This window comes from Halomonas halodenitrificans DSM 735, assembly GCF_000620045.1.
GTDB classification, from domain to species: domain Bacteria; phylum Pseudomonadota; class Gammaproteobacteria; order Pseudomonadales; family Halomonadaceae; genus Halomonas; species Halomonas halodenitrificans.
The window spans coordinates 52,942-63,761 of sequence record NZ_JHVH01000022.1 but is presented as its reverse complement, the minus strand read 5'-3'; the positions used below and the strand labels follow the sequence as shown (position 1 = coordinate 63,761).

Annotated in this window: 13 protein-coding genes; 1 reads left to right on the top strand and 12 read right to left on the bottom strand. The window is 66.4% G+C overall.

What is annotated here, in order from left to right; all coding sequences use genetic code 11:
• On the bottom strand, positions 1-216 hold a 216-nt coding region (locus Q358_RS0111160; protein WP_027962097.1), incomplete at its 3' end, for a helix-turn-helix domain-containing protein.
• Between the two features lie 100 nt (positions 217-316).
• Between Q358_RS0111160 and Q358_RS0111155 the strand changes: the two genes are divergently transcribed.
• Positions 317-733, top strand: coding sequence for a hypothetical protein (locus Q358_RS0111155; protein ID WP_027962096.1), 417 nt, complete (start codon positions 317-319; stop codon positions 731-733).
• Positions 734-847: 114 nt separating this feature from the next.
• Here the strand turns inward: Q358_RS0111155 and Q358_RS0111150 are convergent, their stop codons facing one another.
• The 11 genes from Q358_RS0111150 to Q358_RS0111100 all read right to left on the bottom strand — a co-directional run bounded on the left by Q358_RS0111150 (position 848) and on the right by Q358_RS0111100 (position 10,796).
• Entirely contained in the window at positions 848-1,141 is a 294-nt protein-coding gene (locus Q358_RS0111150) for an H-NS family histone-like protein (RefSeq protein ID WP_027962095.1), read from the bottom strand.
• A 230-nt stretch (positions 1,142-1,371) separates the two neighbouring features.
• Entirely contained in the window at positions 1,372-2,364 is a 993-nt protein-coding gene (gene moaA, locus Q358_RS0111145) for a GTP 3',8-cyclase MoaA (RefSeq protein WP_156940898.1), read from the bottom strand.
• A gap of 25 nt (positions 2,365-2,389) precedes the next feature.
• On the bottom strand, positions 2,390-2,839 hold the full coding sequence (gene moaE, locus Q358_RS0111140; protein ID WP_027962093.1) for a molybdopterin synthase catalytic subunit MoaE: 450 nt from the start codon (positions 2,837-2,839) through the stop codon (positions 2,390-2,392).
• Positions 2,840-2,842: 3 nt separating this feature from the next.
• A complete protein-coding gene (moaC, locus tag Q358_RS0111135; RefSeq protein WP_027962092.1) occupies positions 2,843-3,655 on the bottom strand; it encodes a cyclic pyranopterin monophosphate synthase MoaC in 813 nt (270 codons plus the stop codon).
• Positions 3,656-3,666: 11 nt separating this feature from the next.
• Entirely contained in the window at positions 3,667-4,935 is a 1,269-nt protein-coding gene (gene moeA / locus Q358_RS0111130; RefSeq protein WP_027962091.1) for a molybdopterin molybdotransferase MoeA, read from the bottom strand.
• The gene (mobB, locus tag Q358_RS0111125; RefSeq protein ID WP_027962090.1) at positions 4,932-5,522 is read right to left on the bottom strand and encodes a molybdopterin-guanine dinucleotide biosynthesis protein B; all 591 of its coding nucleotides are present in this window, start codon (positions 5,520-5,522) and stop codon (positions 4,932-4,934) included. Before mobB ends, moeA begins: the two co-directional genes overlap by 4 nt.
• Complete coding sequence (gene mobA, locus Q358_RS0111120; protein ID WP_027962089.1) at positions 5,519-6,124, bottom strand: molybdenum cofactor guanylyltransferase MobA; 606 nt, start codon at positions 6,122-6,124, stop codon at positions 5,519-5,521. The genes mobB and mobA overlap by 4 nt, the downstream gene beginning before the upstream one ends.
• 100 nt (positions 6,125-6,224) lie before the next feature.
• Complete coding sequence (locus Q358_RS0111115) at positions 6,225-7,502, bottom strand: MATE family efflux transporter (protein ID WP_051530335.1); 1,278 nt, start codon at positions 7,500-7,502, stop codon at positions 6,225-6,227.
• Between the two features lie 184 nt (positions 7,503-7,686).
• Complete coding sequence (ltrA, locus tag Q358_RS0111110; protein ID WP_084286534.1) at positions 7,687-9,075, bottom strand: group II intron reverse transcriptase/maturase; 1,389 nt, start codon at positions 9,073-9,075, stop codon at positions 7,687-7,689.
• 520 nt (positions 9,076-9,595) lie between these two features.
• On the bottom strand, positions 9,596-10,180 hold the full coding sequence (locus Q358_RS0111105; protein WP_027962086.1) for a YceI family protein: 585 nt from the start codon (positions 10,178-10,180) through the stop codon (positions 9,596-9,598).
• Positions 10,181-10,244: 64 nt separating this feature from the next.
• Positions 10,245-10,796: a cytochrome b gene (locus Q358_RS0111100; RefSeq protein ID WP_027962085.1), complete on the bottom strand. Its 552-nt coding sequence runs from the start codon at positions 10,794-10,796 to the stop codon at positions 10,245-10,247.
• Positions 10,797-10,820: the final 24 nt, after the last annotated feature.

Sequence of the window (10,820 nt, the reverse complement as noted above, 5' to 3'; positions counted from 1 at the left end):
CACGGCGCTGAACTTGTCCTTGGACGACCAGCCATCGGCGCCCTTGCCCAGAGCATCCGGCAGGCACCGCCCCTCAGCGCGGGCTTCCTTGCGCCACTTGTAGACGGTGCCCAGCGAGATCCCTTCCTGCTCCGCGATCACCTTCGGGGAGAGGTTGTGGGGAGGCAGCAGCTTGGTCACTACGGCTTGCCGGCGCTCCTCGGAGTAACGAGGCATGAGTGTCTCCTTTCGCCCCCTGGTCGGTTTATAAGAACAGGGTATCAGAGGGTGCGACACTCATCCTGACACTGGGGGCCTCTCCCCGCTGAATGGCGACATGATCCGCTTCGACGCCGACGGCCTGACCCGGGAGGGCCGCCACTCCCAGCCGCCCTGTATCGTCAGCCAGGACGCCGTCGCCCCTGTCCCCGGCCTGGGCGGCCATCAGGGCAAGGAGAACCGCCATGGCAGCCTCTACCTGGCAATATCGGTGGCCATTACCGAACAAGGCGGCTGGACGCGCATCGGCCGGCTGATGCTCGACGCCGGCGAGGTACAGGCCTTCGACGAGACCGACTTCTGCGACTGGCTCGACGATGTCCTCGAGTCACTGCACGCCGAGAGCCTGGCCGACCTGCGCCTGGCCCTGCAGCCGCGGCTGATTGGCTGGTTCGCCGACCATCTGCGTCGCCTGCCGGAGATTCACCTGCAGATACTCGCCATGGAGGCCCCGATGGCCAGCCAGTCGGAGTAGCGCTTCCACCCCCTCCCACCCGATAGACGACAGCACGAAAGCACGAAAGCCGCTCATCGAGAGCGGCTTCATTTTTCTTCGGAACGCCTGTTCCTGGCGATTACTTACGGACCCTTACTGATCCTTGCCGGCGTTCTTCGGCGGACGTCCTCGCTTGCGACGCGGCGGCTCCACCACCAGGTCATCCACGGAAAGACCCGCCTCGTTGATCGCCTCGAGGATCTCGGAACGCTTGCGCTCCTTCTCGGCTTCATCCTGCAGACGCTGCCGCTCTTCATCCTTCTTCTGTTCGATGACCTCCTCGACCACCTCAGCGAGCTTGTACAGCTGCTCCATGCTGAGCTGGCGTGCCGCGGCGCGTGCCACGTTCTTGTTGCGAGCGATACGCTCCAGGGTGTCGCTGGACATCAGTCCCTCCTAGGCTGAATGCAATGAGACGAGTGACTCACGGTTACGTAGGAAAAGTATATGCTGTCGTCATCAATTGGCAAGCAAATTTGGCAAGAAGAGTCGCGTTAATTTCTCACGACATGCGGTGATAACCGGATGGATAATGCGCCGATCATTTCAAGCAAAAGCGGCGCCCTGAGGCGCCGCTGAACACAGGACGAGTCGCAGGATACGCCCGCCCGGGTAGCTCAACCACCGGTCATATTCATGAAGCGCACTACCTGAACATCGCCGTCGGTAGTGAAATGATGACGCTCCGGCTTGAGGGGCATGGCGGCGACAATGGCATGCTTCAGGGCATCCATATCCCCCGGATTAGCGCGCAATACGCGACGCAGATCCACGGAGTGTTCATTGCCCAGACACAGCAGCAGTCGCCCCTCCACGGTCACGCGGACACGGTTGCAGGTGGAGCAGAAGTTATGGCTGTGGGGCGAGATGAAGCCGATGCGCGAATCACTGTCGGCCATGCGGAAATAGCGTGAGGGCCCGGGGGTCGTCTCGGTCGTCGGAATCAGCGGATAACGACTCTCGATGACCTCCTGAACCTCGTCGCTTGAGCAGAAGGTCTCGGCACGGCTATGGTCGGAGACATCCCCCAGCGGCATCTCCTCGATGAAACTGATATCGAGTCCTTCGTGGCGGGCGAATTCCACCAGGTCGAGCACCTCGTCATCATTGCGGCCCTTGAGGATCACCGCATTGAGCTTGATGCGCTCGAAGCCCGCCTCTCGCGCGGCGCGGATGCCATCGATGACGCGCTGGAGTTCGCCGGTGCGCGTCAATCGCCGGAAGCGCTCGGGGTCGAGGGAGTCGAGGCTGATATTGAGCCGCTTGAGGCCCCCTTCGCGAAGCCGCTGGGCATGCTTGGGCAGGCTGGCCCCGTTGGTGGTCATGGCGAAGTCATTGAGCCCCGGCAGATCGCCGATCTGCTCGACGAGAGAGCCGATATCGCGCCTGACCAGTGGCTCACCGCCGGTCAGGCGTACCTTCTCGACGCCCAGCTCGATGAAGGCACGCGCCACCATCGCCAGCTCCTCCAGGGTGAGGACCTGGGCGCGTGGCAGGAAGGTCATCTCCTCGCTCATGCAGTAGACGCAGCGAAAGTCACAGCGATCGGTGACCGAGATACGCACATAGCTGACGCGTCGACCGAAATCGTCGATGAGTTCGCGAGGCAGGGTGGTCATGGGGCAATCTCCCGGTTCAGGCTTCCCAGCGACGGGCATCCGAATGATCGGAGTCACGCTCCGACACCCAGTAGTCACCGTCGCCGGCGTGTTCTTTTTTCCAGAATGGCGCGCGGGTCTTGAGGTAGTCCATGATGAAGTCACAGGCCTCGAAGGCAGCACGGCGATGAGCACTGGCAACGATTACCAATACGATAGGGTCTCCCGGGCCCAGTCGTCCAACCCGATGAATCACCGTGACCGCATCCAGGGGCCAGCGACCCCGGGCGTCCTCGACGATGGCATCCAGCGCCGACTCGGTCATGCCGGGATAGTGCTCCAGGGTCAGTGCCGATACCTCGGGATGCTCGTTGAAGTCGCGCACCAGGCCCGTAAAGCTGACCACGGCCCCGATATCGGTGCGCCCGGCCAGCAGGGCCTGCTGTTCGGCCCCGGCATCGAAGGCGGCCTCCTGTACTCGAATCATGGCCTAGCCTCCGGTCACCGGCGGGAAGAAGGCGACCTCGTCATCGTTGGTCACCGGGGTCGTATCCGAGGCCATCACCTGGTTGACGGCACACAGCACGCGGCCCTCATCGAGCCCCGCGAAGCGCGGGTCGAGCCCCTTGAGAGTCGCCTTGAGGCCGGCCACATCGGAACGTTCCAGGCTGTCGAGGGCCACCGCCACCTCGCCCACGCCGAGGCGTTCGCGCAGCTCGGCCAGGCACTTGACGCGGATACAGGGCGCGGCGATATCGCAGCGGCTGCCGACACTGACTTCGCCGCCCTGACCCTCGCCCGTGACGATGGGCGCGGCGTGCGACTCGAATGCCTCCCGGCGATAGTCCCCGGACTTGCCCCCGGTCTTGGTGTCGAGCCGGACGGCGCCGATCTCCATGGACTTGTCCACTGCCTTGCACATGTCATAGAGCGTCAGGCACGCCACCGACACCGCGGTGAGCGCCTCCATCTCCACGCCGGTACGGCCATTGAGGCGACAGGTGGCGGTCACCGCGACGCGGCTCTCGGCCTCGTCGAGCCGAAAGTCGACCGTGACCCGGGATAGCGCCAGGGCGTGGCACAGCGGAATCAGCTCATGGGTACGCTTGGCCGCCTGGATGCCGGCGATGCGCGCCGTGGCCAGCACGTCTCCCTTGGGCAGGCCGCCCTCGGCGAGCAGCGCCAGGGTCTCGGGGCGCATGCTGATATCGCCGGACGCCGACGCCTCGCGGCGACTCTCCGGCTTGTCGGCGACATCGACCATGTGGGCTTCGCCGCGCGCATTGAGATGGGTGAGAGACATGGATCGACACCTCATGGAAATCGGAACAGGGGTTGAATGGTGACGCTGTCGCCCGCGGCCACACCGCTACGGGCATCGCCTATCTCTATCAGGCAGTTGGACCGCGCCATGGAGGAGAGGATGCCGGAGCCCTGGGCGCCGCTATCGCTCACCACCAGCCGGCCGTCGGCGGTGCTCTGGTAGCGACCACGCAGGTAGTCGACGCGTCCCTCGCGGCTTCTCAGCGACTCCTGGGCCACCGCGGTCAGCCGCTGCGGCCAGGAGCCTTCGCGCCCCTGCAGCTTGGCCAGCAGCGGGGCGGCGAACTGCAGGAAGGTCACCATGCTGGCCACGGGGTTGCCGGGGAGGCCCAGGAACGGCACGCCGCGGGCCCCCAGGCGGCCGCAGGCCAGCGGCCGCCCGGGGCGGATGGCGATCTTCCAGAAACCCAGCTCACCCTGCTCGAGCAGGGCCAGCCGGGTATGGTCGGCATCCCCCACGGAGACGCCGCCGCTGGAGAGCACCAGGTCGGCCTCGGCACCGGCACGCGAAAGCCCGTCGGCGATGGCGTCGCGGGTATCGGGCAGGATGCCCAGGTCGAGCACCTCCCCGCCGTGCTCCTCCACCAGGGCCATCAGCGTGAAGCGATTGGCATCGAAGATCCCCGCCGCGGGGAGCGCCGCGCCCGGGGCGGTGACCTCATCCCCGGTCGAAAAGACAGCCACCCGGGGGCGACGCACCACCCGGGCCTCGGCCATTCCCAGCGAGGCGATCAGGCCCAGTTCGGCGGCGCCCAGGCGAGTACCGGCCTCCAGCGCCACTGCGCCGCGGGCGATGTCCTCGCCGGCCTGGCGCACGTTCTGACCGCACCTTACCCGATCGGGCTGCTCCACTCGGACCCGCACCTCGCCGCCGGCGGAATATTCCAGGCGCAGCTGCTCGCGCATGATCACGGTATCGGCCCCCGGCGGCAGCGGGGCACCGGTGGTAATGCCGATACAGGCACCGGGCGCCACGGGGTGCTCGGCGCTGTGGCCGGCCAGGATCTCCCCCTCCCGCAAAAAGCCGGCCGGCGGCATTGCCCCCGGCCGCCAGGCCAGGGCCACGCCATCCATGGCGGCATTGGTGTTCTGGGGCACATCGATGGGCGCCAGAACGGGCTCGGCCAGCACTCGGCCCCGCAAGACGCCGAGCGCAACGCTCTCGCCGGGCAGTGGCCCCTCACTCAGCGCCAGCACCGCGGTGCGGGCCTCTTCCACCGCCAGCATGCGCTCCCCCAGCTCGAAACAGGAAAGGGTCATGATGTTGTCACCTCCCCCGCCGGGCGCGGATGGCGCTCGGCGGGCCAACGCGCCGGCCAGGCGGCGATCCAGTCCGTCATGGCCTCGAGGTCATTGAGGTCCAGGCACTCGACCCCTTCGGGCAGCGCCAGGGAGGCGTCCGTCGCCACCGCACGCACCCAGGGGTCATTGTCGACCCTCAGGGGCTTGCCCAGGGCCGGTCGGTGCATTTCCAGCTTGGGCAGCGGCCAGTCCTTGAAGCCCTCCACCAGCACCAGGTCGGGGCGCTGGGCGGCCACCATGGCCAGCAGGGCCTGGAGATCCGCCTCGTCCTGATCCGGGGTTTCCATCATCAGGGCCAGCCGCGCGCGGGAGGCCACCAGCATCGGGCTGGCCCCCGCCTGGCGCAGGCGATGGCTGTCCTTGCCGGGCTGGTCGACATCGAAGCCGTGGTGGGCGTGCTTGACCACCGCCACGCGCAATCCCCGCGCGTTCAGGCGAGGCAACAGCGCCTCGAGCAGCGTGGTCTTGCCGGTACCGCTCCAGGCGGCGATGCCCAGCAGCGGAAGGTGCTCATCAAGACTCAGGGCGTTAACGGGTTGGCTCATCGCTTGACAGGCTCCTGGGCAAGCGCCTGTTCCAGCCGCTGCCTCTCTTCTTGCGTATTGAGATTGGCGAAGGCGTCGGCGCCCTCGGCGAAGTCCACCCGCACCCAGGCGTGGCGCGCGTACCAGCGATCGATCTTGCGCTCACCGGCGGCCAGGGCCTGGCCCAGATCCTCGGCCAGGGCGGTGCGGATAAGCGCCACCACGGGGTGCAGGCGCTGGCCATCCCCGGCCACGGCGATATCAGCCTCGCCGATGCCGGCCCCCAGGCGTGCCACGAGATCCTGTGGCAGTGCCGGCGTATCACAGGGCACCACCAGCAGCCAGGGCGTATGCGCCGCCAGCAGCCCGCTGTAAATCCCCATCAGCGGTCCCTGATAGCCCCCCTCGGCGTCCTCGACGATACGCTCGGCAAACTCACCATAAGCGGCATGACTGCGGTTGGCGTTGATCAGCAGCTCGGCCACCCGGCCCGCCAGGCGTTCGCGAACGTGGGCCACCAGTGGGCGTTCGCCAAACGGCACCAATCCCTTGTCGACGCCGCCCATGCGGCGCCCCTGGCCACCGGCCAGAATCAATCCGGTAAGGTCGTGTTGCGGGATCATCAAAGCCTCCTTATCGTCCGTCCATGATGCCTGAGCCGGCCCCCGGGTGCCACGCCGAAACGCGCCGCAAGTCATTGTCCTGACGAGTATCAAGACTTTTTCAGGTTGCCGCCCGCCGCGGGCTGGCCAGGATGCGTCGCAACAGGCGCCAGGCGGCGAACCCCGCCATCAGGTTGCCGATGGCGGCCCCGACCGCCAGGCCGGGAAGACCGCCCCACCAGGCGCCCAGCGCCAGACAGGGCAGATAGAAGACGAACAGCCGGACCCCCGACATCAGCATGGCCCGCAGCGGCCAGCCCAGGGCATTACCCGCGGACACCACGATCATGCACACCCCGAGGGCCGCATAGCTGGGCAACAGGAAGCGAATCAGCAGTGCCAGGTCGCCGCGCACCTCGGGGTTGCCGGTCAGGGCGAGCCCCAGCCAGGGCGCGGATGCCGCCAACACCAGGCCGAGACACAACTGCCAGACGACGATGACCCGCAGCGCCAGGCGCATCAGGCGGTGAATCTGGGCCCAGTCTCCGGCGCCATAGCAGCGCCCGAGCCAGGGCGGCAGCGACATGGTCATGGCCAGCACCACCATCAGCGACAGGGGCTCCAGGCGACTGGCCAGGCCCCAGGCCGCCACCTGTGCCTCACCCAGCCGGGCCACCACCGCAATCGCCAGCATCCCCGCGAGCGGCGGCATCAGCTGGCTGATCATGGCCGGCCCGGCAATGCCGGCGAAGGGTTTCGCCGAGGCGCGCAGCTCCTCGGCGAGCCCCTCCCCGGCCAGCCAGTCCGTCTGGCGTAGATACCAGCCCAGCACCCCCACCCCCGAACCGAAGGCGATCACCGTGGCCCAGGCGGCTCCCGGCAGCCCCAACCCCTGCCAGGGGCCGATCCCGAAGATCAGCAAGGGGTCGAACACCAGATTCACCAGGCTGGTCACCACCATCATGGAGCCCGGCAGCCGGGTATTGCCATGGGCCCGAAACAGGCTATAGCCGAAATAGACGGCCGCCCCCAGCCAGGCGGCCAGCAGCTGCGGCGCCCAGTAACCGCGAATCAGCTCGAGGGTCGGCGCATCGGCCCCCAGGCGGGCGAAGATCGGCGCCTGCAGTTTCCACAGGGCCAGCGCCAGCAGGCCGATGACGGTGGCCCCCACGATCAGCACCAGGCTTCCCAGGCGTCGGGCGCGGGCGGTATCGCCGGCCCCCAGAGAGCGTGAAATCTGGGCGGCGATGGCGATGCCCATGCCCACCTGAACGCCGATGATCAGAAAGCTCAATGGGAAGGTAAAGGACTGGGCCGCCAGCTGTGGCGTGCCCAAGCGGGCAATGAAGGCGCTGTCCACCAGCTGAAATCCCAGCAGCGCCAGCGCGCCGATGGCCATGGGCCAGGTCTGGCGCCACAGGGTCGCGCCGAGCGGCACACCATTGTCTTCGTGTTGCGTCACGATCACTCCAGGCCATTACGGGGGCCGGCCATTCTACTCCTCGGCAAAAATCGGGTAGGGGCCGGGGTTGCCCCCGGCGCCCTCCCACACCACCGGGCATACGGTTCCGTACCACGGCGGTTCACGAAGAACGGCTACGCCCTCTTACCGTATCGAGTACCGAGATCAGGCCCCGCCGATCGAACCACTTCCGTGGCAGGGCCTGATTCATGTGCGAAGCACCGGCATTCCACCAAGGGCCTCGCCCATTCCCGGCTGACTTCCACGCCCGATAGTTGTCCAGTCCCAGTGCCAAGAGCTTCCGGCGCCGGGTCCGCGGGCGCTTCCATTGCCGCCAGATCACGTCGCGTAACCGGCGACGTATCCACCCATCCAACGCTTCCAGCGGGCGCTTCACGTCGACGAGACTGAAGTAACTGGCCCAGCCCCGCAGGACGGGAGCCAGCTCTCTGGTGACGCGACGAATATGGCGTCCCCTGCCGCGTTTGAGGATCTCGCGGACACGCTGCATCAGGCGCTGCAGGCTGGCCTTGGCCAGCGTCAGCTTCGGCCGCCTGTGCCGGGTCAGCGTGTAGCCCAGATATCCACGATTCCAGGGCCGATCCACCGCACTCTTGTCGCGATTGACCGTCAGCCTGAGCGAGCTCTCGAGAAAATCACTCAGGCTGGCCATGACGCGCTCACCCGCCCGCCGACTCCTGACATACACTTGCAGGTCGTCGGCGTAGCGGCAGAAGCGGTGACCGCGGCGTTCCAGTTCCTTGTCCGCGTCATCCAGCAGGATATTCGCCAGCAGCGGGCTCAGTGGTCCACCCTGGGGCGTTCCCTGCCGGCGTGGCGCGGCCAGACCGTCCTGGAACATCCCGGCTTCCAGATAGCGACGGATCAGGCGCAGCACCCGCTTGTCGCGGACGTGGCGCGCGACCCGCGCCATCAGCAGGTCGTGGTTCACTCGGTCGAAGAAGGCCTTCAAGTCGAGGTCGACCACCCAGCGGTGGCCGGCGGTGACATGGGTCTTCATCGCCGAGACGGCCTGCTGGGCGCTGCGTTTGGGGCGATAGCCGTAACTCGACGCCGAGAACGTCGGATCGAAGAGCGGCGTCAACACCTGCAGCAGCGCCTGCTGAATCAGCCGGTCGCTGACCGTGGGGATGCCGAGCTGTCGCGTCCCGCCCTTGGGCTTGGGAATCTCGACGGCTCGGACCGGGCTGGGGTGGTACTCACCAGCCAGCAGCCGCTCGCGCAGCGTCGGCCAGTGTTGCTTCAGGTGGTCGGCCAACTGGGCCACCGTCATGCCGTCGGCACCCGGCGCGCCTTTGTTGGCCACCACCCTACGGTAAGCCTGCTGCATGTTCTCGGTGGCGACCACCGCTTCCATGAGCGGGACAGGCTCCGCTTTCGTCCACGATGACGACGCCGGGACCGTCTCGACGCCCACCGGCTGGGACTCGGGGTGCCGCCCCTGCCCCTCTGGGTGGGTGGCGGTATCAGCGCCACTTTCTGCCTTCATGATCGGTCCTCGAGACGTCATCGCCTACTCGCGGTTCTTCATGTTCGGCCCTTGGTGCCGCGGTGAACCGGCACTTACTATGGCCTCTGCTGACGTCTGGTGGCCCATCCCGTCGCCTCTCGACGCCGGTAGCACCGTGGCAGACCACCAGACCTCCCAGGGTAAGACGCGCGACCTTCCCGCTTGTGCCTGTCGGATTTACATCATGGCGTTCCGTGCAAGTACCGGGCTTTGATGATGCGTGCCATCTCACCCCGCCATGACGCCTCATATCCGCTTCCTGTTCGTCAGGCCAGCGTTTTGCCTCGGGCTGCCTTCAGATTCCCCCTCGCGGGAGACACCCTTGCCGTCGGCTAGTACTTCCCCTTGCCGGGCGTACAGGGGACTTTCACCCCCAAGTCATCCCGAGGCACCACCCTCGGGAACAGCGCCACTCAGGCGCTGCGCGCCATGCCTGGCGCACACGCGAACACCCCCGACTGGGCGGGGGTGTTCACAGGTTTACTGGGGGGAGATTGCCTTACTGGCGGATGCCCTCGAAGGTGACATAGAGCTCCAGCTCATGCATCACCTCGGGGAAGTCCCCCAGGTCGATGCCATAGTCGGCAAGCGCCAGGGTCGTGCTGCCCTCGAAGCCGGCACGGTAGCCACCCCAGGGGTCATCACCCTCACCCAGCAGGGTGACCGGCATGTCGATCTGTTGGGTCTCGCCGTGCAGGGTCAGTTCGCCGCTCAGCACGCCCTCGTTGTCTCCGGTCGGCTCGAAGCCGGTGGAGCTGAAGGTGGCGGTGGGATACTCGCCGGCGTCGAGGAAGTCGTCGCTCTTGATGTGCTTGTCACGCTCGGCGTGATTGGTATTCAAGCTGTCGACATCAACCTCGAGTTCGGCGCTTGCCGCTTCCAGGTTCTCAGGGTCGTACTGGAAGCTGCCGCTGAAGGTCTCGAAGCTGCCGAGAATATAGGAGAAGCCCAGATGACTGATCTTGAACTGGATGAAGGCATGCTGGCCTTCGCTGTCGATGGTGTAGTCGGCGGCCTGGGCCTGGTCGATGCCCATCAGGGCCGTCGTGCTCAGGGCGGCGGCAATGGCGGTCTTCTTCAGCATGTCGGTTATCTCCTGTGGATACGCAGTTCGATGACGAAGCGGGGAAAGGCAGTCGGGAAAACGGTCAGCGCCGGCTCACCCGGGGATCGAGCATTCGCTTGAGGACCGAATTTCGGTCGACAAGATGGTGTTTGAGTGCCGCGGCGCCATGGCCGGCGGACAGGATCATCAGCACCAGGGCGGCATACCAGTGCACCACACCGGCCACGCTGGCCTGATTGGGTAGACCGCTGATCACCGCCGGCACCGTGAAGGCGCCGAACACCGCGATGCCCTTGCCGTCGGCGGTGGAGATCAGGTAACCGCTGACCAACACTACCAGCATCAGGCCATAGAGTGCGATATGCCCCAGGTGCGCCGCCAGGCGCTCGAGCGGGTGGCCCAGTGCCACCGGGGTGGGATTGATCAGGCGCCAGACCAGGCGCAACAGGGTCGCGAAGAGCACCAGCATGCCCAGCGACCGATGCCACCAGGGCCCCAGGTTATACCAGGGGTCGTAGTAGCCCAGCCCGGTCATCCACCAGCCCAGAATAAACAGGCCGATGATGACAACCGCCAGGACCCAGTGCAGCAGGATGCTGATCATCCCCCAGCCGTCGTGGGTATTACGCCACATGATGCCTCCCGACTCGATTTCGAT